Origin of the sequence: Saccharothrix sp. 6-C, assembly GCF_016695385.1 — a bacterium.
Lineage (GTDB): Bacteria > Actinomycetota > Actinomycetes > Mycobacteriales > Pseudonocardiaceae > Actinosynnema > Actinosynnema texasense.
Map to the genome: position 1 here is coordinate 144,080 of NZ_CP064192.1, position 23,313 is coordinate 167,392.

Here is a 23,313-nt window from a genome sequence, read left to right on the forward strand (position 1 = left end):
AGGTCGTGATGCGCCCATCCGTGTGGCCCGGGTCACCCGACCCCTAGGTTCTCTCTCACGCTGCGAAAGCGGTCGACTCTGCTCGGTTACCCCGATCAGGTGGGAGGACCTATGTCCGGTGCACGATCAACCCCCTCAACCGCGACCGCTGCCGCAGCCGTGGCGCTCGTCCTGGCGGCCACGGCCTGCGGTTCGGCGGAGACGCCGACCGGCTCGAACACCGACGCCGGCATCACGATCTTCAACACCGAGCCGGAGAACCCGCTCATCCCGGGCAACACCACCGAGACCGGCGGCAGCCGCGTCCTCGACCCGATGTTCACCGGCCTGGTCGAGTACCGCGCGCAGGACGCGCAGCCGGTCAACGCGATGGCCGAGTCGATCGAGACCACCGACTCGAAGGTGTTCACCGTCAAGCTCAAGCAGGGCTGGTTGTTCCACGACGGCACCCCGGTCACCGCGAACAGCTTCGTGGACGCCTGGAACTGGACCGCCTACGGGCCCAACGCCACCCAGGGCGCCAGCTTCTTCTCCCAGATCGAGGGCTACGCCGCCGTCAACCCGGCCGACCCCGACGGCCCGGACGGCGAGCAGAAACCGCCGGCCCCGACCGCCAAGGAGTTATCGGGCCTCGATGTCGTCGACGACCACACGTTCACCATCACGCTGTCCGAGCCGTTCGCGGTGTTCCCGGTGACCGTCGGCTACGAGGTGTTCGCCCCGCTGCCCGAGTCCTTCTTCAAGGACCGCGCCGCGTTCGAGGCGAACCCGATCGGCAACGGCCCGTTCAAGTACGTCTCCCGCACGGTCGGCACCGACATCAAGCTGACCCGCTACGACGACTACAAGGGCGCCGACAAGCCGAAGTTCAAGGACCTGACGCTGAAGGTGTACCAGAGCCGCGAGTCGGCCTACGCCGACCTGGTGTCGAACAACCTGGACTTCATGGAGGAGCTGCCGCCCAACGCGCTGGCGGGCAAGCAGTACGAGACCGACCTCGGCGACCGGGTCGTGCAGCGGGAGACGCTGAACAACCAGACCATCGCGTTCCCGTTCTACACCAAGCCCTACGACAACGCGGACCTGCGGCGCGCGATCTCCATGGCGATCGACCGCGAGGAGATCACCAAGCGGATCTTCGAGGGCACCCGAAAGCCCGCGGACGGCTGGGTGCACCCGCTGATGAAGGGCTACCGGCCCGGCCAGTGCGGCGAGTACTGCGCGTTCAACCCGGCCAAGGCCAAGGAAGCGCTCGCCAAGTCCGGCTACACCGGGGAGATCGTGCTGCTGTCCAACACCGACGGCGGACACCAGGAATGGGCCGAGGCGGTCGTCAACAGCGTCAAGAACACCCTCGGCATCGACGCGCGGTTCGTGCCGTCGACCAGCTTCGGCGAGTTCCGGCAGAACGTGAACGCGCGCAAGATGACCGGCATCTACCGGTCGGGCTGGATCGCCGACTACCCGTCGATCGAGAACTGGCTGACGCCGCTGTTCCGGACGGGCGCGTCGTCCAACGACGGGCTGTACTCCAACCCGGCGTTCGACGCGAAGCTCGCCGAAGCCGACAAGGCGCCCAGCGAGGACGCGGCGATCGAGCTGTACCTCGAAGCCGAGCGGATGATGGCCCCCGACCTGCCGTCGATCCCGCTGTGGACGCAGAACACCATCGCGGGCCGGTCCGAGCGGCTCAAGGTGGCCAACCTCGACCCGTTCCGCACGCTCGACCTCTTCTCGGTGGAAGTGGCCTGAACACACCCGCCGGCCGGTCGAGGGGAGTGCGGAGTTGGGGCGCTACGTGCTGCGCAGGTTGCTCCAGATGGTGCCGGTGTTCGTCGGCACCACGTTCCTGATCTACGCGTTGGTGTGGGCGGTCCCGGGTGACCCGTTCGAGGGCAAGTGCGGCGAGCGGGACTGCCCGGCCTCCTACGTGTCGATGATGCGGGAGCGGTTCAACCTGGACGACCCGCTGCCGCTTCAGTACTGGAAGTACCTGCTCAACCTGGTGCAGGGCGACTTCGGCGTCACGTCGTCCGGCGTCCAGGTGTTCGACCGGATCGCGGCGACGTTCCCGGTGACGCTGCGCCTGGCCCTGGTCGCGCTGCTGATCGAGGCCGTCATCGGCGTCACCGCCGGCGTGGTGTCGGGACTGCGCGGCCGCGGGTTCCTGGACAGCCTGGTGCTGGTCTCGACGCTGTTCCTGATCTCGATCCCGGTGTTCGTCACCGGGTACGTCGTGCAGCTGGTGTTCGGGCTGCAGCTCGGCTGGATCGCGCCCACGGTCACCACGCCCACGTTCGGGAACCTGATCGTCCCCGGGTTCGTCCTGGCCAGCCTGTCCATGGCCTACGTCGCCCGCCTGTCGCGCGCGAGCATCGCCGAGAACCGGCGCGCGGACTACGTGCGCACGGCGCTGGCCAAGGGGCTGCCGACGCGCCGGGTCGTCGGCGTGCACCTGCTGCGGAACTCGCTGATCCCGGTGCTCACGTTCCTCGGCACGGACCTCGGCGCGTTCCTGGGCGGCGCGATCGTCACCGAGGGGATCTTCAACGTGCCCGGTGTGGGCGGCCTGGTGTTCCGGTCGATCCTGACCAAGGACGGCGCGATGGTGACCGGCGTGGTGACCGTGCTGGTGCTGGTGTACCTGCTGATGACGTTGCTGGTGGACCTGCTGTACGCGGTCTTGGACCCGAGGATCCGCTATGACTGACCAACTGGCTTCGCTCGTCCCCGAACGGCCGCGCGGGCTGTTCGGGGACGCCTGGCACGCGTTGCGGCGGCGACCGCTGTTCTGGGTGTCCGTGTCGCTGATCGTGCTCGTGCTGCTGATGGCGGCGTTCCCCGGCCTGTTCGCCTCCGGCGACCCGAACGTCGCCGACCTGTCCCGGTCGCGCGGCGCGCCCTCGGCGGCGGCCTGGTTCGGCTACGACAACCAGGGCTACGACATCTACACGCGGATCGTCCACGGCGCGCGGGCGTCGATCGTGGTCGGCATCCTGTCGACGATCGGCGTCATCCTGGTCGGCGCCACCATCGGCATGGTCGCCGGGTTCTACGGCGGCTGGCTGGACGCCGTGGTGTCGCGGATCGCGGACGTGTTCGTCGGCGTGCCGTTCGTGCTGGGCGCGATCGTCATCCTGACCACGCTGAACGCGGGCGGGGACGCGGGGCCGGTGCGGATCGTGGCGCAGGTGGTGCTGTCGATCTCGGTGCTGTCGTGGCCGGTGGCGATGCGGATCATGCGGTCCACCGCGATCGCGGCCAAGCAGCAGGACTACGTGAAAGCGGCCCGGGCGCTCGGCGCGTCGCCGCGGCGGATCATCGGCAAGCACCTGCTGCCCAACACCGTCGCGCCCGTGCTCGTCTACTCGACGATCGCGCTCGGCGCGTTCATCGGGGCCGAGGCGACCCTGTCCTACCTCGGGATCGGGCTGCGGCAGCCGGTCGTGTCGTGGGGCGTGATGATCAACAGCGCCAAGGACTACCTGCGCGTCGCGCCGCACGCGCTGCTGTTCCCGGCGGGGTTCCTGACCGCGACCGTGCTGGCGTTCGTGATGCTGGGCGACGCGGTGCGCGAAGCCCTCGACCCGAAGCTGCGGTAGGAGGGGATCATGCTGCTGGAGGTCGAGGACCTGCACGTGGAGTTCCGCACGCGGGACGGGGTGGCGCGCGTGCTCAACGGCGTGAGCTACCACGTGTCGGCGGGCGAGACGCTGGCCGTGCTCGGCGAGTCCGGGTCGGGCAAGAGCGTCACCGCCCAGACGATCATGGGCATCCTGGACACCCCGCCCGCGTTCGTCACGGGCGGCTCGGTGCGGTTCCACGGCGAGGAGCTGCTGTCCGCGTCGGCCGAGCGGCGGCGCGCGGTCCGCGCCGAGGGCGTGGCGATGATCTTCCAGGACGCGTTGTCGGCGCTGAACCCGGTGTTCACGGTCGGTTTCCAGATCGAGGAGCAACTGCGGCTGCGGCGCGGGATGAGCCGGTCGCAGGCGCGGGCGCGGGCGATCGAGCTGCTCGACCTGGTGCGCATACCGGCGGCCCGGCAGCGGGTCCGCGAGTACCCGCACCAGTTCTCCGGCGGCATGCGGCAGCGGGCGATGATCGCGATGGCGCTGGCCCTCGACCCCGAGGTGCTGATCGCGGACGAGCCGACCACGGCGCTGGACGTGACCGTGCAGGCGCAGATCATGGACCTGCTGGCGGAGATCCAGCGCGAGCGGCGGATGGGGCTGGTGCTGATCACGCACGACCTGGGCGTGGTCGCCGAGGTGGCCGACCGGATCGTGGTGATGTACGCGGGGCGGATCGTGGAGCAGGCGGACGCGGTGTCGCTGTTCCGCTCGCCCGGCCACCCGTACACGGCGGCGTTGATGCGGTCGCTGCCCCGGCTCGACTCGAAGGGCGCCGCGCTGGAGACGATCCGCGGGCTGCCGCCGAGCCTGCTGCGCATCCCGTCGGGCTGCCCGTTCCACCCCCGGTGCCCCCGCGCGGAGGCCGTGTGCGCGGCCGTCGTGCCGGAGGACGTGCGGCTCGGGCTCGGGCGGACCAGCGCGTGCCACTTCGCGGAGGAGGTCGTCGGTGGCTGAGCTGTTGGAGGTGCGCGACCTGGTGAAGCACTTCGCCGTGACGCGCGGGGTGGTGTTCCGGCGGACCGTGGGACAGGTGCGCGCGGTGGACGGCGTGTCGTTCTCGCTGCGCGCGGGGGAGACGCTGGGCGTGGTCGGCGAGTCCGGGTGCGGCAAGTCCACGTTGGCGCAGGTGCTGATGAGGCTGGAGCCGCCGACGTCGGGCACGGTGCTGTTCGAGGGCGAACCGGTGTTCTCCCTGCGCGGCGCGGCGCTGCGGCGGTGGCGGCGGGACATGCAGATCGTGCTGCAGGACCCGTACACCTCGCTGAACCCGCGGATGACCGTGGGCGACATCGTCGGCGAGCCGTTCGAGATCCACCCGGAGGTCGCGCCGCGCGGCTCGCGGGCCGGGCGGGTGCGGGAGCTGCTGGACGTCGTCGGGCTGAACCCGGAGCACCTCAACCGGTACCCGCACCAGTTCTCCGGCGGGCAGCGGCAGCGGATCGGCATCGCCCGGGCGCTGGCGCTGCGGCCGAAGGTCATCGTGTGCGACGAGCCGGTGTCGGCCCTGGACGTGTCGATCCAGGCGCAGGTGATGAACCTGCTGGCACGGTTGCAGGGCGAGTTCGGGCTGGCCTACGTGTTCATCGCGCACGACCTGTCGGTGGTGCGGCACCTGTCCGACCGGGTGGCCGTGATGTACCTCGGCAAGATCGTCGAGATCGGCACGGAGGAGCAGATCTACCAGCACCCGACGCACCCGTACACGCAGGCGCTGCTGTCGGCCGTGCCGGTGGCGGACCCGGCCCTGCGCGGTCGCCGCGACGTGATCCGCCTGACCGGCGACGTGCCGTCACCGCTGAACCCGCCCTCCGGCTGCCGGTTCCGCACGAGGTGCTGGAAGGCGCGGGACGTGTGCGCGACCGAGGAACCGGCGCTCGTCACGCGCGTCGGCGCCCACCCGAGCGCCTGCCACTTCGCCGAGGAACGGCACGTGGTGCCCTGACCTGCCCCGACCCCGCCCCGACCTGCCCCGACCCCGACCTGACCCGACCCGCCGCGGACCGCTCGAACCCGGCCCGCGGCGGGGGTCGGGCTAGCGGTTCGAGGCCGACTGGACGAAGTCGGCCAGGTCCTTCGACTGCTGCAACCGGCTTTCCTCGTTGACGTACATCATGTGGCCGGCGGGGTAGTACGCGGCTTCGATGTTGGCGTGCAGCTCCTGGGGGATCCGCAGGTGCGCCACCACGTGCTCGGCCGCGTAGTACGGCGTCGCGCCGTCCAGGTAGCCGTACGCGACGTGCACCTTCAGGTGCGGGTTGGCGCGCATCGCCGACGACAGCTTGTCCGCCACCGTCACGTGCGTGCCCTCGAACTCCTTGTACGACCACGGCCGCACGTTCATCGTCAGGATCTCGTACGGCAGGTCGTTCTCGTACTCCAGCTCCGCCCGCACGTAGTGGTTCAGCGCCGCCGTGTACGGGCCCAGGATCGCCGAGTACGACGGGTCCTCGCTGAAGTGCTCGCGGCCGTAGTCGGCGTCCGCGCCGGTGAACCGCGAGTCCAGCCGGCCGACGACCTTGCGCTCGGACCGCAGCAGCTCGGTGAAGAACCGCACGTGCTCGACCCGCAGGTCCACCCGGTCCACGTAGTCCTCGCTGAGCCCGGTCAGCCCGGCCAGCCGCGTCACCGTCGCCGCGCGCTCCTCGGCGGACAGCCGGTTGCCGCGCGCCAGCGCCCACGGGTAGTCGCGGGACGCGAAGTCCTCCGCGTCGGACAGCACGTCCTCCAGCGGACGGTCGCCGTGCAGCCCGTGGTAGTGCGCGATCGCCGCGTACGTGGGCAGGAACAGCGTGTGCGGCAGGTCGTTGCCCTCGCTGAAGTCCAGCGTGGTGAAGTCCAGCACCGACGAGATCAGCATCAGCCCGTTGAGGTACATGCCGTACCGCGACTGGAGGTAGTCGGCCAGGCCCGCCGCGCGGGTCGTCCCGTACGACTCGCCGGCCAGGAACTTCGGCGACATCCACCGCCCGTTGCGCGAGGTCCACAGGCGGATCACCTCGCCGACCGACTCCAGGTCGCCCTGGAAGCCGTGGTACTGGCCGGGCTTCTCGCCCTTCACCGCCCGCGAGTAGCCGGTCGACACCGGGTCGATGAACACCAGGTCGCTGTGCGCGAGCAGCGTCTCGGTGTTGTCGACCAGGTCGTAGGGCGGCGGCGTGAGGTCGCCGACGTCGCCGGACACGACCCGGCGCGGTCCGAGCAGGCCCAGGTGCAGCCACACGCTGGACGAGCCGGGACCGCCGTTGAACGCGAACGTCACCGGCCGCTTCGCCGGGTCCGCGCCGTCCAGCGTGTACGCGGTGACGAAGACCTCGGCCTTCGGCAGGTGCCCGTCGAACTTGCCCTCGGTCAGCACCTCCTGGCGCAGCACCACCCGACCGGTGGTCGTGGTGTAGTTCAGCTTGCGCCGCTTGACGGTGATGCTGTGCTGGGTGGTGACGAGGTCGTCGGCGGGGAGGTCCGTCCCGCCGCCGTCGTCCTGGGCGGCCCGCTCGTCGCCGGTGTCCTTGTCGGTCATGGTCGAACTCTACGATCGGAGTCGCCGCCAGTGCTCCCGCTTTCCGCTCTTGACGAACGGGTTACCAGTTGCCGGGCGTGCCCGCGGCTGGTGGCGTGGCGCGAGGAGGTGGCGCGGGTCAAGCGGGCGGCGTTCCGCGACCAGGAGTACTGGGGGCGCCCGGTGCCCGGGTTCGGGCCGGCGGACGCGTCGCTGGCGGTCATCGGCCTGGCCCCGGCCGCGCACGGCGCCAACCGCACCGGCCGCATGTTCACCGGCGACCGCTCGGGTGACTTCCTGTACGCGGCGATGCACGCGGCGGGCCTGGCGACCCAGCCGACGGCCACGCACGTCGGCGACGGCTTGGAGCTGGTCGGCACCCGCATCACGGCCCCGGTGAAGTGCGCGCCGCCGGAGAACAAGCCGACCCCGGCGGAACGCGACAACTGCCGCCCGTGGCTGGTCCGCGAGCTGGAACTGCTGCGGCCGACGTTGCGCGCGGTGCTCGTGCTGGGCGCGTTCGGCTGGCAGGCCGCGCTGCCGGCGCTGGCCGCGTGGTGGCAGGTGCCCCGCCCGCGCCCGGCCTTCGGCCACGGCGTCCACCTCACCCTGCCCGCGCGCGACGAAGGCGAGCCGCTGCACCTGCTCGGCTGCTACCACGTGAGCCCGCACAACACGTTCACGGGCAGGCTGACCCAACCGATGCTCCAGGACGTGCTGCGCGCCGCCGGCACCGCGGCGGGGGTGCTCCGACCAGGGGGAGCCGGGCCCACTGCGTGATCGCCGGGAACGACGGCGTGCAGTGCGTGGTCGAGGCGGTCGTGCGGGCGGTCCGGATGGCCGTGTTTCCGGCCAAACCGGCCGCGCCGCGGGGAGGCGCCAGGCATCCTTGGTCCATGAAGCCCCGGCTCGCGCTCGTCCTCGCGATCGGGTCCGCGCTCGTCCTCATCGCGCTCGCGGCACGCGGGACGTCGCCCGTGCGCTACCAGGACCGCCCGACCGGCGACGACGAGGCCGTGGCGCTGACACCCGAGTCGCGCCCGCCGCTGGACAACGAGGTCGACGGCTCCGCGACAGCCGGTTCGCTGCTCGTCGTCCTGATCGTCCTGATCGCGGTCGCGGTCATCGGCGTGGTCTGGTTGCTCGTCTCGCTCGGCGTCTTCCGGCGTCGACGGCGGCGGGGGCGGGGGGTCGCGGTCGACGCGCCCGACCTGCCCGAGGAGCACGCGACCCCGCCGCCGATCCTCGTCCGCCGGGCCGCCGAGGCCCTCGAAGAGCTGCGCGACCACGCCAACGGCCCGCCGGGCGACGCGGTGATCGCCGCCTGGCTCTCCCTCGAACGGGCCGCGCAGGACAGCGGCGTGCCGCGCCAGGGCCACCAGACGGCCACCGAGTTCACCGGCGACCTGCTGCGCCGCTACCGCGTGGACGAGCACGCGGCGGGCACGTTGCGCCGCGTCTACCAGCGGGCCCGGTTCGGCACGGCGGAGGTCACCGCGGCCGACGCCCGCACGGCCACCGAGGCGTTGGAGCACATCGTGCGGGACCTGCGGTGAACCCGCTCGTCGGCGGCTTGGGACGCGCGGTCGCGCTGGCGGCGGCGGTCGCGGCCGGCACCGCGTTCGTCCTGACCCGCGTGGGCGCGCCGTGGCTGTGGGCGGTGGCGCTCGCCCTGCCCGTCGGCGGGTTGACGCTGCTCGTCGCACGCCTGCCGCGCGCGACGGACGTCGTGTGGGCGCAGCAGCCCGCCACCCTCTCCACCGCCACGTCCGTGCAGGCCAGCACGCTCGCCAGCCGGCTCGCCGAGGCCGCCGTCGACCAGGACCGGTTCGTCACCCGGGTCCAGCCCCGGCTGCGCCGGCTCGCCGAGGCACGGTTGCGGCAGGTGCACGGCATCCCCGACCTGCGCCACCCGAAAGCCCGCGACGTGCTCGGCGCCGACCTGCACCGCCTGCTCACCGACCCGACAGCGCCGCTGCCCGAGCCGTCGAAGCTCGCCGACCTCCTGGAGAACCTGTGACCCCGGACGAACCAAGCGCCCCGGCCGCCTCGGACGAAGCAGCCGCCTCGGACGAGGCAGCCGCCTCCGGCGGGGCGGGCGTCGAGGCGATCGCCGCCGAGGCGAAGGCGGTGCTGGCCGCGGTGGGCACGGTCGTCGTCGGTCGGCAGCGGTCGTTGCGGCTGGCGCTGGCGGCGATCCTCGCCGGCGGGCACGTGCTGCTGGAGGACGTGCCGGGCCTGGGCAAGACGCTGATGGCGCGGTCGCTGGCGCAGGCGTTGAAGCTGGACTTCAAGCGCCTGCAGTGCACGCCCGACCTGCTGCCCGCCGACGTCACCGGCTCGTTCCTCTACAACCCGGGCGACCGCGAGTTCACCTTCCGCGAAGGACCGCTGTTCACCGGTCTGCTGCTGGCCGACGAGATCAACCGCACCCCGCCGAAGACGCAGTCCGCGCTGCTGGAGGCCATGCAGGAGCGCCAGGTCACGGTCGAGGGCCGCACGTTCGCGCTGCCCCGCCCGTTCCACGTGCTGGCGACCGCGAACCCGGTGGAGTACGAGGGCACCTACCCGCTGCCGGAGGCGCAGCTGGACCGGTTCCTGCTGCGGCTGGACATCGGCTACCCGCCGCCCGCCGAGGAGGTCGAGGTGCTGCGCCGCAGGCTCACCCGGCAGCGCGAGGAGACCGAGGTCGAGCCCGTGCTGGACGCGGCCCGGCTGCGCCGGTTGCAGCACGGCGTCGAGCAGGTGTCGGTGGACGACGACGTGCTGCGGTACTGCGTGGACCTGGCGTCCGCGACCCGCGCGCACCCGGCCGTCGAGGTCGGCGCGTCACCCCGCGGCGCGCAGGCGCTGGTGCTGGTCGGGCGGGCGCTGGCGGTGCTGGACGGGAGGGACTTCGTGCTGCCCGAGGACGTCAAGGAGTGCGCCGTGCCCGCCCTCGCGCACCGGCTCACGCTGCGCCCGGAGACGTGGACGTCCGGCGTCACCGGCGTCGAGGTCGTGACCGAGCTGCTGGGCCGGGTGGCAGGTCCCGCGAGCAGCCGCTCGTGAACCGGGCGGAACGGCTGCGCGAGGCGTTCACCAGCGGGCGCGGCGCGCGCTGGCACCCCACCGACGCGTTGGTGCGCGGCCTCGCGCTGGGCATCGGGATGGTGGTGCTCGGCGGCCTGCTGCACGAGGTGGAGCTGGTCCTGCTCGGCGCGCCGCTGCTCCTCTCGACGCTGCTGGCCCTGGTCACGCCGGTCGTCGGCACGCCGGAGGTGCGGGTGCGGGGGCTGCCGCGCACCGGTGAGATCGGCGCGGCCAAGTCGGTGGTGGAGGTCGACCCGGGGCTGGGCGCCGAGGTGATGGCGATCCGGCTGCCCGGGGTCGGCGAGGGCATCGGCCCGGTGCACCTGCTGCCCGCGTCGGCGCGGGAGATCGAGGTCGTGCTGCGGCGCGACGCGTGGGGCGAGGGCGTCGACCTGCGGCCGGACCACCTGGTGGCGGGGCCGGACGCGTTGTTCGTGCTCGGCCCGGTGACGGCGCCCGAGCGCGGCCGGGTGATCCTGCCGCCGGTCGAGGCGCTGCCCGCCGGGTTGCTGCCCGCGCGGGCCGTCGGCCTGGTCGGCGCGCACCGGGCGCGGCGGCCGGGCGACTCGGTGGAGCTGCGCGACATCCGGGCGTTCCAGCCGGGCGACCGGCTGCGGCGGATCGACTGGCGGGTGTCGTTGCGGGCCTCCGGCATGGCCGGCTCGGCGGAGGGCACGAACCTGCACGTCCGCGAGCACCACGCGGAGGCGGACGCGGACGTCGTGCTGGCGCTGGACACGCGGCACGACGTGGGCGTGGAGCTGGGCGACTGGTCGGCGCCGGCGCGGGCGGCGCCGGGCCTGGTGTCCGGCCGGACGCTCGGCGAGTGGTCGTTGACGTCGCGCGGCACGACGGTCCGGCCCGGCGGCAGCCTCGACCTGGCCGTGCGGGCGGCGGCGTCGTTGGCGGCGGGCTACCTGCGGCAGGGCGACCGGGTCGGGCTGGTCGACCTCGGCCGGCCGCAGCTCGGGGCCCGGCCGGGCGCGGGGCGGCGGCAGCTGCTGCGGCTGCGCAACCAGCTCGTGGTGTGCGCGCGGTCCGCCGGGTGGGCGCAGCGGCCCGTGCTGCGGCCCGAGCAGGTGCCGCACGGCGCGCTGGTGGTGGTGCTGTCGCCGTTCCTGGACGCCGAGGTGGTGGAGCTGGCCGTGCACGCCGCGCGGCGGGGCAACCTGGTGCTCGCGGTGGACGTGCTGCCGTCGCGGTTGCGCGCCGACCCCGGGACGCCGTGGGGTGAGAGCGCGCTCAAGGTGATCCGGTTGGAGCACGACGTGCGGCTGGAGGCGATGCGGCAGCACGGTGTGGCCGTGCTGCCGTGGGGCGCGCCGATCGCGGGCGTGCTGCGTGCCGCCCGGAACGCCAGGCGGGTGTCCCGATGACGCGAGCGTTCAACTCGGGGTGCCTGAACGTTGGACTCTCGCGTTCCGAACGTAGGACTCGCGCGGGAGTCGTACCTTCACGCCGCGCGTGTCCTACGCCCGGAACAGGCGTGTCCTACGTTCGGAACACCCGAGTTGAACGCTCAGGACGGGGGAGCGGTGCGCGCTGAGCTGGGCGTGGGCCTGCCGGGGTGGGTGCTGCGGGCGTCGATCGTGGTCGTCGCGGCCGGTGCGGCGTGGGTCCTCGCGCTGAACGGGGTCGACTGGCCCGCGCTCGCCCTCTACGGGGCGCTGGTCCTCGCGGCGGCGGCGATACCGGCGTCGGCCGCGGTCGCGCTGATCATCGGTTACCCGGCGGCGGCGATGGTGTTCGCGACCGACGAGCCGTCGTGGCCCGGCGTGTTCGTGCTGGTCGTGCTCCTGCACCTGCTGCACGTCCTGTCCGCCTACGCCGCCGTCCTCCCGATCGGGTCACGCATTCACCCGGTTGCCCTGAAGGCGCCGGCGAAGAGGTTCGTCGCCGTGCAACTCTCCGTGCTCGCCTTCGGGGTCGTGGTACTCCTGTTGCCGGGCGGCCGAACGGACGCGGCGGTCGAGGTCGTCGGCCTCGTCTGCGCGGTCGGGCTGGTGGTCGGAACGGTCCTCCTGATGCGCCGGAAAGGCTGAGAAACGCACCCTCCGGGCTCAGCGCGAGCTGACCGTCTGGATCGTTCCTCTCAGCACGTTCACCCTGCCGTGCAGGTCAGCGGCTGCGTGTCGCCAATCACGCGGCGACTGTGGTCACAACGGGCCCGCTCGATGCGCCGGAAAGCCCCACCCGGTGCGACCATGTGTGTATGGCTGCTGTGAAGTCGCAACCCACACGGATCGTGATCGTCGGCGGTGGGTACGTCGGCATGTACACCGCGCTGGGCTTGCAGAAGAAGCTGCGTTCCGGCGAGGCGTCCGTCACGGTGATCGACCCCCAGCCGCACATGACCTACCAGCCGTTCCTCCCCGAGGCGGCGGCCGGTTCCATCGAGCCGCGCCACGTCGTCGTGCCGCTGCGCAAGGTCCTCAAGCGGTGCCACGTCGTCACCGGCCGCGCCACCCGCATCGAGCACGCGCGCAAGGCCGTCACGGTCGAGCTCGCCGACGGCCACGTCGAGGAGTACGAGTACGACGTGCTCGTCTCGGCGCTGGGCGCGATCTCGCGCACGCTGCCCATCCCGGGCCTGCCCGAGGTCGGCATCGGCATGAAGACCATCGGCGAGGCCATCTACCTGCGCAACCACGTGCTGTCGCGGCTCGACCAGGCCGCCAGCACGAACGACCCGGAGCTGCGCAAGCGGCTGCTGAGCTTCGTCGTCATCGGCGGCGGCTTCGCGGGCATCGAGACGCTGGCGGAGCTGGAGGACATGGCCCGCTACGCGCTGCGGTACTACGAGGGCCTCAAGCAGTCCGACATGCACTGGGTGCTGGTCGAGGCCACCGGCCGGATCATGCCGGAGGTGAGCGCGCGGCTCGGCGTCTACACCGTCGAGCAGCTCGAGAAGCGCGGCATCAAGTGCTACCTCGACACGCGCGTCAAGAGCATGGAGGGCGGCCACGTCGTCCTGGACGACGGCACCGAGTTCGACTCGGACACCATCATCTGGACCGCGGGCATGAAGGCCAACCCGATGCTGCGCGACACCGACCTGCCGCTCGACGAGCGCGGCCGGGTCCGGTGCACGGCGGCGATGCAGGTCGTCGGCCTGCCAGGCGTCTGGGCCGCGGGCGACTGCTCGGCCGTGCCGGACCTCTCGCGCACCGAGGAGGACCCGACGGCGACCTGCGTGCCCAACGCGCAGCACGCCATCCGGCAGTCGAAGCTGCTGGCCAAGAACATCGTCGCCAGCCTGCGCGGCAAGCAGCCGACGGACTACGAGCACAAGTACCTGGGCTCGGTCGCCGGCCTCGGCCTCTACAAGGGTGTGGCCGACGTGTTCGGCCTGCGCTTCAAGGGTGTCGTCGCCTGGTTCATGCACCGCAGCTACCACGTGATGTTCATGCCCACGGTCAACCGCAAGTTCCGGGTGTTCGTGGACTGGACGCAGGCGCTGTTCTCGGGTCGCGAGGTCGTCGCCCTCGGCCAGATCCACGAGCCGAAGGCCGAGTTCGACCGGGCCACCAAGAGCTGAGCGCGAACGGATCCGTGCCCGCTGCGCCGTTCGGTCGCGGCGGGCGCGGCTCCGTCCGGAGCAGTGTTCTCACTTGAGCCCCCAGACGGGCTAACGGGCCGCGCGTCGCCTTGACATTGCGTAACGTGAACCCGAGAATACAGCTGGTGTATCGCCTGAATGTGTGATGCATCAGTGGGAGAGAGGTGACCGCGATGTCTCTCGAGGAGCTGGCCGCACAGCTTCGCCGCGGTGAGATCGAGGATCGTGCGCTGGCGGAGTACTCCGCGGAGTACGCCACCGCCGAAAAGCGTTTTTGCAGCAAGAAAGACGACTGAGTCATGACCGTCTCCGGGTGGGGGAACGAGACCGTCCCCCCACCCGAGGCCGCCAGACCGGCGAAACCCACCCCGCTGTTGCTCCAAGGCCAGGACTACCTCTTCCGGTCGCAACCCAAGTGCCTGGACTTCCAGGAGCAGGTGCACCGCCTCGGCATGGTGGACGAGGGCGACGGCAGCCCCGTGCCCTGCGTGCTGGTCCTCGCCCGGGCCGCCGACATGGAGATGAACGAGCTCTCCATCGCGCTCGCCGAACGCGGCATCCGGATGGCCCGCATCGACGCCGACCGCTCCGTCGACCTGCCGCTGACCGTCTACACCGACCAGCCGCTGCTGGAGCTCGACCGCTGGCTGCTGCGCCCGCTGCTGGTGTGGCGCAGGCACTTCGAGCTGACCGCGCTGCCGCTGGAACCCGGCACGCTGGCCGGCGCGTACGCCGTCGACCAGTGGGGCGCGGTCGCCGACTGGCTGTCCAGCCGCGGCGACTGGGCGCACGTCAACCCCAACCGCAACACCTCGCACCTCAACCGGCTCACCCAGCTCGCGGACGCCTCCGCCTTCGGCCTGGCGGTGCCGCGCACCACGGTCACCACCCGACCGGGCCGCACCCGGCCCGGCGGCGGGCGGTGCATCGTCAAGACCTCCGGCAGGCACCTGCTGGAACCGCGCCCCGGCATGCAGCACGGCCTGTTCCCGCGCCCGCTGGAGACCAGCCGCGCCGGTGACGTGCCCGAGTCCGCGCCGGTGATCGTGCAGGAGTACGTGCCGTCGGACACCGAGCTGCGCGTGTTCGTGGTCGGCGAGCAGTGCCTGGCGTTCCAGGTCGACAAGCTCGACCCGGCGCAGCTGTGGGTCGACCCCGAGGCGGTCCGCGTCACGCCCGTCGACGTGCCGAGCGGGCTGACCGACCGGCTGCTCGCGCTGGCCAGGCACTGGCGGCTCCAGGTGGCCGCGTTCGACTTGCTCGTCTCCGGCGGGGACCACGTGTTCCTGGAGGTCAACGTCAACTGCGACTGGCGGTGGTTCGAGCACCGGGCGCGGGACTCGCGGGTGTCCGACGCCGTGCACGAGTGGGTGGCGGCGCGCTTCAAGGAGCTGCTGGGTGCGGGCAAAGGTCGCTGAGCACGCGACGCTGTTCTACTCCGGCGGCGCCGTGGTGTGGGACGACTACCTGCACCACCGCCAGTTCGCCATCAGCGAGACCGCCGAGCTGCTGTGCCGCAAGTTCACCGAGTTCACCGACGTCGACGCGCTGCTCGCGCCGTTGGCCGAGGGCGACCGGGCGGCGCTGCGCAAGGTGCTGGACGAGCTGGTCGAGGCCGGCGTGCTGATCGTCGAGGGCTCGCCCGAGCACGAGCGGGAACGGCGGCTGCTCGCCGCGTGGGGCGACTGGGGCGCGTCGGCCCGGCACTTCCACTTCGCCAGCCGCACGCTCGCCGACGCGCCGTACCAGCGCTCGGAGGAGCACGACGCGGTGCTGGACGCCAAGCTCGACGCCCAGCCGCCGCCCGCGCCGTTCCGCAGCCTCGGGCGCACCGCCGTGCTGCTGCCGCGCCTGGACGGCACGTCGAAGTGGGCGTCGGCGGGGCTGCTCGACGTGCTGCTGACCCGGCGCACGTCCCGCGAGTTCGGGTCGGGGCCGCTGTCGTTGACGCGGGTCGCCGAGCTGCTGGCGGTGCTGGCCGGCCCGTCGCCGGCGCGGCCGCGGATCGGGCGGTCCGGCACGGTGTTCAAGACCAGCCCGTCCGGCGGCGGGCGGCACCCGGTGGAGCTGTACGCGCACGTGCGCGGCGTCGAGGCGCTGGAGCCGGGCTGGTACCACTACGACGGGCTCGCGCACGCGCTGGAGCCCATCGGGGTGACGTGGGGGCCGGCCGAGATGACCGCGGCGGCGGGGGACCAGGACTGGGTCGGGCAGGCGCCGCTGGTCCTCGCGTACACGGGAGTACTCGAACGGACTAGATGGCGTTACGACACGTCACGTGCTTACCGCGTTGTGCAAATAGACGTAGGGCACCTGTCCCAGACGGCTTATCTGGTTGCTACGGCAATGGGTTTTGGTATCGGCTTCACCGCAGCATTGCGGGATGAGCTCGTCGAACAAGCACTCGGCTGTGACGCTTATCACGAAGTCGTACTCGGTCTGAGCGCCTTGGGGCCATTACCCGAATGAGCGCAATAGCGGATCGCATTGAGCCGTGCGGGCGACTTCTTCTGAAGTAGCCCCACGAACGCTCGGTAACCGCTTAGGCTCCCCGCTGCCCCCGTAGCCCAACCGGTAGAGGCAGGCTCCTTAAAAGAGTCACAGTACGGGTTCGAATCCCGTCGGGGGCACGTTCGGCGCCACAGAGACCTCACCCATCTGCCGGGTGAACCCAAAACGGTGCGTCGTGCCGGTCAGCCTGGAGTCACCCGATCGGGCCCCGCGAACGCGATGCGGTTGCCGTGAACGGCATACCGCATCGGACGAGTCGCGAGGTCCGATCGGATGACTCGCGCGAGTTCAGCGGTCGCGGATCCATTCCGCGACCACTTCGCCCAACACCGCCAGCGGCAGCGGTCCGCCGCCGAGCAGCAGGTCGTGGAACGCGCGGATGTCGAAGCGCTCGCCCAGCGCCTCCTCGGCCGCCGCCCGCAGCCGCAGGATCTCCAGCCGGCCGACCATGTAGGCCAGCGCCTGGCCGGGCGCGGCGATGTAGCGGTCGACCTCGTTCTCGATCTCCACCAGCGCCAGCGGCGTGTTCTCGCGCAGGTACTCGACGGCCCGCGCGCGGCTCCACCCGTGCGCGTGCAGGCCGGTGTCCACCACGAGCCGCCCGGCGCGCATCGAGTCCATCGCCAGCATCCCGAGCCGCGCCACGTCGCCGGAGTACAGGCCCATCTCGTCGGCCAGCCGCTCGGTGTAGAGGCCCCAGCCCTCCAGGTACGCGGTGACGTGCGCGACGCGGCGCAGCACCGGCAGCTCGGTGAGCTGCTGCGCCAGCGTGATCTGGAAGTGGTGCCCCGGCACGGCCTCGTGGAACGCGATCGCCTCGGCCTGGTAGCGGAACCGCTCCTCGACCCGGTGGGTGTTCGCGTAGTACGTGCCCGGCCGCAGCCCGTCCGGGGTCGGCGGCGAGTAGTAGGCGATCGGCGCGCCCGGCGCGTCGGCGGCGGGCACCGGCTCGACCCGGCAGCGCTGCTCGGGCACCCGGCCGAACCAGCGCGGCGCGGCCTGCTCCGCCCTGGTCACGGCCTCGCGGGCGGCGGTGATCAGCTCGTCCTCGGTGCTCCAGCGCAGGGCCGGGTCGGTGCGCATCCGCTCCAGCACCTCGGCCACGTCGGACGTGCCGAACACGCGGCGGCCCAGCTCGGCGTACTCGGCGGCCAGGCCGGCCATCACGTCCAGGCCGGTCTGGTGCAGCTCCTCGGGCGTGCGGTCGGTCGTCGTCTGGACCCGCGTGAGCGCCGCGTACGCCGTCTCGCCGCCGGGCAGCCACCCCAGGCCCACCCGGTCGTCCGGGCGGCCCTGGATGCCCGCCACCACGTCCCGGTAGGCGGCGAACGCGGGCCGCACCACGTCGGCCAGCAGGCGTGCCCGCTCGGCGTCGAACGCCTCGCTGCCCGCCGGTCGGGCCAGCGGGTCCTCGTCGGCCGCGAGGTAGCGGTCCAGGTGCGCCACGGCGGCGTCCACGAGGTGCTGGACGGGCGTGCGGCCGGCCGCCGCGCCCGCGAGCTGCCGCTCGGCGATCCGGCGCAGGAAGTCGGGCACCGCGGCGAGCCGGTCCAGGTAGGCCCGCTCGGACTCGGGGCCGGACAGCACGGTCGTCGGCATGACCGCGAGCACCTCGCCCGCCGGCGCGAAGAACGAGTCGGTGATCGTGTACTCGACGCCCAGCGCGTCGATCTCGTCCACGACCGCCTCGGCCTGCTGGATGACCACCGCGCGCGTCACCGGGTCGTCGTCCGCGGGCAGAGCGCGCGCCCGGTCGGCGATGTCGAGAGCCCGAGCCCGGGTGGATTCCTCGGTCTCCGCCCGGTGGTCGGCGAGCAGGTGGTCGTATCCCGGCACGCCGTAGACGGTCGCGCCCAACGGCCCCCGCGAGAACATCAGGTCGAGCAGTTCGTCGGCCAACTCCGCCGTCGTGCCCATGCGCACCCCCTGGTCGTCGTGAAACCAAGATGGTACTTAGCCTAAGAAACGATTTACACCCGGTCCAAATACGCCAGCACGGCGAGCACGCGCCGGTTGTCGTCCTCGGACATCGGCAGGTCCAACTTGCCGAAGATGTTCGCGATGTGTTTGCCGACGGCTTTCTCGGTGACGAACAGCCGGCCGGCGATCGCGCCGTTGGAACGGCCCTCCGCCATCAGCGACAGCACTTCCCGCTCACGCGGGGTCAACGTGGTCAGCGGCTGGTCCCGCGCGCCGCGCGCGAGCAGTTGGTCGATGACCTCGGGATCCATCGCGGTGCCGCCGCCGGCGACCCGGCGAATGGCGCTCACGAACTGCTTCACGTCCGACACGCGGTCCTTGAGCAGGTAACCCACCGCCCCGCCCCGGTCGGACAGCAGTTCGCGCGCGTAGAGCTGCTCCACGTACTGCGAGAGCACCAGGACCGGCAGGCCCGGCACCCGCTTGCGGGCCTCGATCGCGGCGCGCAGGCCCTCGTCGGTGAACGTGGGCGGCAGGCGGACGTCGACCACCGCCACGTCCGGGCGGTGGTCGACCAGGGCCTTGAGCAGGGCGGGACCGGAGTCGACCGCCTCCACCACGTCGAAGTCGTAGGCCTTCAGGAGCCGGATCAGCCCGTCCCGGAGGAGGACGAGGTCTTCACCGAGGACAACTCGCACGGCAGCTCCATGGTCACGATGGTCGGCCCGCCCACCGGGCTCGCGATGCCGAGTGTGCCGTCGAACGCGGCCAGCCGGCGCTCGATCCCGCGCAGGCCGCCGTTCTCCGACGGCTCCGCGCCGCCCCGCCCGTTGTCCCCGATCATCAGCGACAACCGGCCGTCGTCGTGCCGCACCCGCACCCACGCGTCGGTCGCGCCGCTGTGCTTGGCCACGTTCGTCAACGTCTCGGCCACCGCGAAGTACGCGGCCGACTCGACCGGCGCCTCCGGCCGGCCCGCCAGGTCCAGGTCCACCTCCACCGGCAGCGGGTGGGCCAGCGCCAACGCGCGCAGCGCCCCGTCCAGCCCCCGGTCGGCCAGCACCGGCGGGTGGATGCCGCGCACCAGGTCCCGCAGCTCCGCCAGCGCCTGGGTGGAGGACTGGCGCGCCTCGGCCAGCAGCTCCTGCGCCGCCCGCGGGTCGCGGGCCAGCAGCTCCTCGGCCATGCCGAGGCTCAGCCCGAGCGCGACCAGCCTGGCCTGCGCGCCGTCGTGCAGGTCCCGTTCGATCCGGCGCAGCTCGGCGGCCTGCGCGTCGACGGTGTCGGCCCGCGAGTCGGCCAGCACGCGCACCCGGTCGGTGAGGGCGGCGGTGGCGCCGGGCGCGAGCATCGACCGGGCGACGGTCGCGTGCAGCCGGGCGGCGCGGGGCGTGGCCCACCACGCCAGCACCAGGAAGGCGATGCCGAGCAGCGGCGCGAACACGAAGTTGCCCGGGGTGTCGCGGTCGACCAGCACGTACTCGACGTCGCCCCGGTCCAGCCAGATCGCCGGCATCACGAACCCGAGCACGCCGTTGATCCAGAACGCGACCGGCAGCACGCCGCAGAGGACGCCGACGATCGCGTTGACGGGCAGGAACGCGAGGTCGCGCCACGTCGCCGGGTCGGTGGCGATGGTGCGGACCCTGGTCATCGGGCCCCGGTTCGCCGGCGTCCGGTACGGCGCCGGGATCTCCACCTCCAGCACCCGCGAGGCCCAGCGGCGGTAGAAGCCGGTGTAGTGACGGCTCAGCGCGGTGAACACCAGCAGCAGGGGCACGCCGATGGTCACCAGGATCAGCGGGTAGGTGTAGAGCTGCAGCGGGATCAGCGCCAGGCCGGCCACGCACAGCGGTGTCCGGGCCAACCCCAGTCCTGCCTGCGTCAGCCGGGTACGGGCGGCGCGCACCAGGTCGTGGTCCGTCATGGCGGGGATTCTTCCGGCTCGCCCCGGGCAAATCGGTGGGTTTAACCCCCCAAAGCGCTCAGAGCTCGATCACGGCGCCGTCCGCGACGACCTCCACGCCCGCCTCGGTGATCTTCGCGTGCTCCGGCGACGCCGGGTCCAGCACCGGGTTGGTGTTGTTGAGGTGGGTGTAGATCCGCCGGGTCGCCGGGTGCCCGCGCAGCTCCGGCAGGCTGTGCGCGATCGGCAGGTGGCCCATCGCGGCCTGCCCGCTCGGCCTGCCGGTGGCCGCGCCCATCTCCGACGGCGCGTAGAAGGTGCCGTCGAGCAGCACCACGTCCGCCTCCGCCACCAGCTCGTCGAACCCGGCCGGCCACGACGCCAGGCACGGCGCGTACAGCAGCACCCCGCCGGTGGCCGGGTCGCGGAACCGGTAGGCCACCACCCAGTGCTCCGCCGCCGGCGGCCCGGCGGCGTAGCGCGGTCGCTTGCCGCTCACCGGGAACGCGGTGACCTCCAGCCCGCCGGTCAGCGCGAACACCCGCCCGGCCGCCACGGGCCGCCACGACCACTCGCCGTAGGTGGCCAGCACGGCACGCGTGGGTTCGAGCGCGCGCAGCACGGCCGCGGGCCCGTGCACCCGCAGCCCCGGCGCGCCGCGCAGCACCGCCAGGCCCAGCGTGTGGTCGAGCTCGGCGTCGGTGAACAGCACGCCGCGCACGGGTGTGTCCCGCGGGCCGGGACCGGGCGCGAGCGCGGGGGTGGCGGCGAGCTGCGCGCCGATGTCCGGTGAGGCGTTGACCAGCCACCAGTCCACGCCGTTCCCGCTCACCGCCAGGGCGTCCTGCGTGCGCGCGGGCAGCTCGCCGGCCCGCACCGCCGTGCACGGCCCGCACGCGCAGTTCCACTGCGGCACACCGCCACCGGCGGCCGTGCCGAGCACCACGGCCCTCACCGCACGACCCCCCGGTGCTCGACCACCTCGGCCGGCGCGCCCGCGAGGATCAGGTCGACCACGCCCCGGTGCGGCGACAGCGTGCACACCGGGTCGGTCGCCGACGCGTCGCCGGTCAGCTGGAACGCCTGGCAGCGGCACCCGCCGAAGTCCAGCTCGCGGCGGGCGCACGACCGGCACGGGTCGCGCATCCAGTCGAAGCCGCGGAAGGCGGTGAACGCGGGCGAGGTGTGCCAGATGTCGGCCAGCGCCCGGTCCTTCACGTTCTCCACGCCGAGCCCGTCGATCACGCCCGCCGCCGGGCACGGCAGCACGTCGCCGTTGGGCGCCACGGTCAGCTGCCGCGCGCCCCACCCGTGCATGCACGGCTTCGGGTGCGCCTCGTGGTAGTCGGCGATCACGTACACGATCTCCATCGCCGACCGGGCCTGCGCGGCGGACACCACCTCGCCGGCCCGCGCCAGCTGCTCCTCCGTGGGCAGCAGCGCGGCCCGGTTGCGCAGCGCCCAGCCGTAGTACTGGGTGTTGGCCAGCTCCAACCGGTCCGCGCCCAGGCGCTCGGCCAGCGCGACGATCTCGCCGACGTGGTCGAGGTTGAGCCGGTGCAGCACCACGTTCACGGTCAGCGGCAGCCCGGCGCCCCGGACCGCCTCGGCGGCGCGGAGCTTGGCCTCGAACGCCCTCACCCCGGCGATCCGGTTCGAGCCGGCCTCGTCCGCGTCCTGCACGGACAGCTGCACGTGGTCCACGCCGCGCAGCCCGGCCAGCCGCTCGGGGGTCAGGCCGAGGCCGCTCGTCACCAGGTTCACGTAGCAGCCGAGCCCGGCCGCGTGGTCGACCAGCTCCGGCAAGTCCTTGCGCGCCAGCGGTTCGCCGCCGGACAGGTGGATCTGGAGCACGCCCAGCGCGCGCGCCTGGTCGAAGACGTCGCGCCACCGCGCGGTGTCCAGCTCGTCGTCGCGGCGGGCCAGGTCGACCGGGTTGGAGCAGTACCCGCAGCGCAGCGGGCACCGGTGGGTCAGCTCGGCGAGCAGGCCGAACGGCGCGTCCGCCTCACCCATCGACGTCCACCACCCGGCGCGCCACCAGCCGTGCGACGAGCTCGGCCACGTCGTCCGCCTCCACCCCGTCGAACTCCTCGGCCAGCCGGCGCGCGATGCCCTCGACGGACGTGCGCCCGTCGCACAGCCCGACCACCGCCGCCGCGGTCTCGTTGAGCACCAGCACGCCTTCCGGGAACAGCACCACGTGGCTGTCCCGGGTGTCGTCGTAGGCCGTCTTCACGCCCCGGCGCAGGCGCGGCACCGCGTCCAAACCCGTCATGGCAGGCTCCGTCATGAGTAGTAGTCCACGGCGTCCAGCACCGCTCGCAGCACGTCGCACTTGAACGCCAGCGCGGCGACCGCCGCCTCCTGCTGCTCGCGCGTGCGGCAGTTGCGCACCACGATGTCCACAGTGGACTTCCCGTCGTCGGCGATCACCTCGAGCCGGGCGGTGAAGTAGGCGAAGCCCTCCTCGGCGATCCACGGGTAGTGCTCGCGCATGTCCACCAGCCGGCGCGCCATCAGGCCGCGGGAGAACATCTCGGTCAGCCCGGACGCCACCGCCTCCACCCACGGCCTGGTGCGGGCGAACGTCACGTAGGCGTCCACCGCGAACCGCACGCCCGGCAGCACGTGCCGCTCGTCGAGCACCTCCTCGCGGGTCAGCCCGACGGCCTCGGCCAGGCGCAGCCAGTTCTCCACCCCGCCTTCTCCGGGTCGGTCCCCGCCGGGCCCGCCGCCGTCGTGCCAGACGATCCGCTCCCGCCACACCCGCCGGACCTCGACGTCCGGGCAGTTGGCCAGGATCGCCGCGTCCTTGCGCGGTATCGCCTGCTGGTAGTACCAGCGGTTGGCCGCCCACAGCTGCAGCTCGTGCTTGCCCAGCCGGCCCTCGTGCAGCCGGAGGTGGAAGGGGTGGCGGTCCCAGTAGCGGGGTGACAGGGCGCGCAGGCGCGCGGTGAACTCGGCCGGCGTCAACGTCGTGGCGCCGGACGTCTCGGGGGTGGGCACAGCGGTGGGGCACCTCTCGGGTACGCGGGCGCCGCGCCCCGCCGACGCGCGGCCGGCGGACCCGGCGGCGGGCGGGACGCGACGTGGCGGGCTCAGCTGCGAGCGGCGTAAGCGGTGACTTCCATGGGGGTGTCGACGTCCCGGAAATCGGGCTTGACCCAGGTGCGCTTCTCGGGCTCGGTGCTCATGCGCTCTACTCCTCGGATGC

General features: G+C 72.5%; 24 protein-coding genes and 1 tRNA gene. 16 read left to right on the forward strand and 9 right to left on the reverse strand.

The annotated features are described in order from the left end of the window. The first annotated feature begins 111 nt into the window (after window positions 1-111). Genes IOD16_RS00690 through IOD16_RS00710 form a run of 5 tightly spaced genes read left to right on the forward strand, consistent with a single transcriptional unit; the run spans window position 112 to window position 5,574 of the window. Window positions 112-1,752 carry a peptide ABC transporter substrate-binding protein gene (locus IOD16_RS00690; protein ID WP_201438494.1) on the forward strand — a complete coding sequence of 547 codons (1,641 nt, stop codon included), beginning with the start codon at window positions 112-114 and terminating at the stop codon, window positions 1,750-1,752. A 34-nt stretch (window positions 1,753-1,786) separates the two neighbouring features. Continuing rightward, the gene (locus IOD16_RS00695; RefSeq protein WP_201438495.1) at window positions 1,787-2,710 is read left to right on the forward strand and encodes an ABC transporter permease; all 924 of its coding nucleotides are present in this window, start codon (window positions 1,787-1,789) and stop codon (window positions 2,708-2,710) included. Then, window positions 2,703-3,602 carry an ABC transporter permease gene (locus IOD16_RS00700; protein WP_201438496.1) on the forward strand — a complete coding sequence of 300 codons (900 nt, stop codon included), beginning with the start codon at window positions 2,703-2,705 and terminating at the stop codon, window positions 3,600-3,602. The genes IOD16_RS00695 and IOD16_RS00700 overlap by 8 nt, the downstream gene beginning before the upstream one ends. Window positions 3,603-3,611: 9 nt before the next feature. Next, complete coding sequence (locus IOD16_RS00705; protein ID WP_201438497.1) at window positions 3,612-4,586, forward strand: ABC transporter ATP-binding protein; 975 nt, start codon at window positions 3,612-3,614, stop codon at window positions 4,584-4,586. Next, window positions 4,579-5,574: an ABC transporter ATP-binding protein gene (locus IOD16_RS00710; RefSeq protein WP_201438498.1), complete on the forward strand. Its 996-nt coding sequence runs from the start codon at window positions 4,579-4,581 to the stop codon at window positions 5,572-5,574. The genes IOD16_RS00705 and IOD16_RS00710 overlap by 8 nt, the downstream gene beginning before the upstream one ends. A 90-nt stretch (window positions 5,575-5,664) precedes the next feature. Here IOD16_RS00710 and IOD16_RS00715 read toward each other — a convergent pair whose 3' ends face one another. Further along, window positions 5,665-7,149, reverse strand: a complete 1,485-nt coding sequence (locus IOD16_RS00715; RefSeq protein WP_123744155.1) for a S10 family peptidase — start codon at window positions 7,147-7,149, stop codon at window positions 5,665-5,667. 30 nt (window positions 7,150-7,179) lie between these two features. Between IOD16_RS00715 and IOD16_RS00720 the strand changes: the two genes are divergently transcribed. The 11 genes from IOD16_RS00720 to IOD16_RS00765 all read left to right on the forward strand — a co-directional run bounded on the left by IOD16_RS00720 (window position 7,180) and on the right by IOD16_RS00765 (window position 16,389). Continuing rightward, window positions 7,180-7,908: a uracil-DNA glycosylase gene (locus tag IOD16_RS00720; protein WP_201438499.1), complete on the forward strand. Its 729-nt coding sequence runs from the start codon at window positions 7,180-7,182 to the stop codon at window positions 7,906-7,908. Window positions 7,909-8,024: 116 nt separating this feature from the next. Next, window positions 8,025-8,684, forward strand: coding sequence for a DUF4129 domain-containing protein (locus tag IOD16_RS00725; RefSeq protein ID WP_201438500.1), 660 nt, complete (start codon window positions 8,025-8,027; stop codon window positions 8,682-8,684). After that, on the forward strand, window positions 8,681-9,148 hold the full coding sequence (locus tag IOD16_RS00730) for a hypothetical protein (RefSeq protein ID WP_201438501.1): 468 nt from the start codon (window positions 8,681-8,683) through the stop codon (window positions 9,146-9,148). Before IOD16_RS00725 ends, IOD16_RS00730 begins: the two co-directional genes overlap by 4 nt. An 89-nt stretch (window positions 9,149-9,237) precedes the next feature. Then, window positions 9,238-10,179: an AAA family ATPase gene (locus IOD16_RS00735; protein WP_123748134.1), complete on the forward strand. Its 942-nt coding sequence runs from the start codon at window positions 9,238-9,240 to the stop codon at window positions 10,177-10,179. Beyond that, window positions 10,176-11,576 carry a DUF58 domain-containing protein gene (locus IOD16_RS00740; RefSeq protein WP_201438502.1) on the forward strand — a complete coding sequence of 467 codons (1,401 nt, stop codon included), beginning with the start codon at window positions 10,176-10,178 and terminating at the stop codon, window positions 11,574-11,576. Before IOD16_RS00735 ends, IOD16_RS00740 begins: the two co-directional genes overlap by 4 nt. A gap of 159 nt (window positions 11,577-11,735) precedes the next feature. After that, window positions 11,736-12,242: a hypothetical protein gene (locus IOD16_RS00745; protein WP_201438503.1), complete on the forward strand. Its 507-nt coding sequence runs from the start codon at window positions 11,736-11,738 to the stop codon at window positions 12,240-12,242. A 170-nt stretch (window positions 12,243-12,412) separates the two neighbouring features. Then, window positions 12,413-13,738, forward strand: coding sequence for an NAD(P)/FAD-dependent oxidoreductase (locus IOD16_RS00750; RefSeq protein WP_123744150.1), 1,326 nt, complete (start codon window positions 12,413-12,415; stop codon window positions 13,736-13,738). Window positions 13,739-13,932: 194 nt separating this feature from the next. Continuing rightward, window positions 13,933-14,055 (forward strand): hypothetical protein, encoded by a 123-nt coding sequence (locus IOD16_RS40820; RefSeq protein ID WP_267935188.1) that lies wholly within the window; start codon window positions 13,933-13,935, stop codon window positions 14,053-14,055. Between the two features lie 3 nt (window positions 14,056-14,058). Further along, the gene (locus tag IOD16_RS00755) at window positions 14,059-15,177 is read left to right on the forward strand and encodes an ATP-grasp domain-containing protein (RefSeq protein WP_201438504.1); all 1,119 of its coding nucleotides are present in this window, start codon (window positions 14,059-14,061) and stop codon (window positions 15,175-15,177) included. Continuing rightward, a complete protein-coding gene (locus tag IOD16_RS00760; protein WP_201438505.1) occupies window positions 15,158-16,228 on the forward strand; it encodes a SagB family peptide dehydrogenase in 1,071 nt (356 codons plus the stop codon). The genes IOD16_RS00755 and IOD16_RS00760 overlap by 20 nt, the downstream gene beginning before the upstream one ends. Before the next feature lie 87 nt (window positions 16,229-16,315). Next, a tRNA-Leu gene (locus IOD16_RS00765) sits at window positions 16,316-16,389 on the forward strand. A gap of 169 nt (window positions 16,390-16,558) precedes the next feature. On the opposite strand, the gene IOD16_RS00770 is transcribed toward IOD16_RS00765, so the two are convergent. The 8 genes from IOD16_RS00770 to pqqA form a co-directional block, all read right to left on the reverse strand. Further along, the gene (locus tag IOD16_RS00770; protein ID WP_201438506.1) at window positions 16,559-18,187 is read right to left on the reverse strand and encodes a DUF885 domain-containing protein; all 1,629 of its coding nucleotides are present in this window, start codon (window positions 18,185-18,187) and stop codon (window positions 16,559-16,561) included. A 53-nt stretch (window positions 18,188-18,240) separates the two neighbouring features. Further along, window positions 18,241-18,888, reverse strand: a complete 648-nt coding sequence (locus IOD16_RS00775) for a LuxR C-terminal-related transcriptional regulator (RefSeq protein WP_123744146.1) — start codon at window positions 18,886-18,888, stop codon at window positions 18,241-18,243. Continuing rightward, window positions 18,840-20,117: a sensor histidine kinase gene (locus tag IOD16_RS00780; protein ID WP_201438507.1), complete on the reverse strand. Its 1,278-nt coding sequence runs from the start codon at window positions 20,115-20,117 to the stop codon at window positions 18,840-18,842. Before IOD16_RS00780 ends, IOD16_RS00775 begins: the two co-directional genes overlap by 49 nt. Window positions 20,118-20,175: 58 nt before the next feature. Further along, window positions 20,176-21,051, reverse strand: coding sequence for a pyrroloquinoline quinone biosynthesis protein PqqB (gene pqqB / locus IOD16_RS00785; RefSeq protein WP_201438508.1), 876 nt, complete (start codon window positions 21,049-21,051; stop codon window positions 20,176-20,178). Then, window positions 21,048-22,112, reverse strand: coding sequence for a pyrroloquinoline quinone biosynthesis protein PqqE (gene pqqE / locus IOD16_RS00790; RefSeq protein ID WP_201438509.1), 1,065 nt, complete (start codon window positions 22,110-22,112; stop codon window positions 21,048-21,050). Before pqqE ends, pqqB begins: the two co-directional genes overlap by 4 nt. Continuing rightward, window positions 22,105-22,374, reverse strand: a complete 270-nt coding sequence (gene pqqD, locus IOD16_RS00795; RefSeq protein ID WP_201438510.1) for a pyrroloquinoline quinone biosynthesis peptide chaperone PqqD — start codon at window positions 22,372-22,374, stop codon at window positions 22,105-22,107. Before pqqD ends, pqqE begins: the two co-directional genes overlap by 8 nt. A gap of 11 nt (window positions 22,375-22,385) precedes the next feature. Further along, window positions 22,386-23,105, reverse strand: a complete 720-nt coding sequence (gene pqqC / locus IOD16_RS00800) for a pyrroloquinoline-quinone synthase PqqC (RefSeq protein WP_201438511.1) — start codon at window positions 23,103-23,105, stop codon at window positions 22,386-22,388. Between the two features lie 92 nt (window positions 23,106-23,197). Further along, complete coding sequence (gene pqqA / locus IOD16_RS00805; RefSeq protein WP_123744141.1) at window positions 23,198-23,293, reverse strand: pyrroloquinoline quinone precursor peptide PqqA; 96 nt, start codon at window positions 23,291-23,293, stop codon at window positions 23,198-23,200. Between the last annotated feature and the right edge of the window lie 20 nt (window positions 23,294-23,313).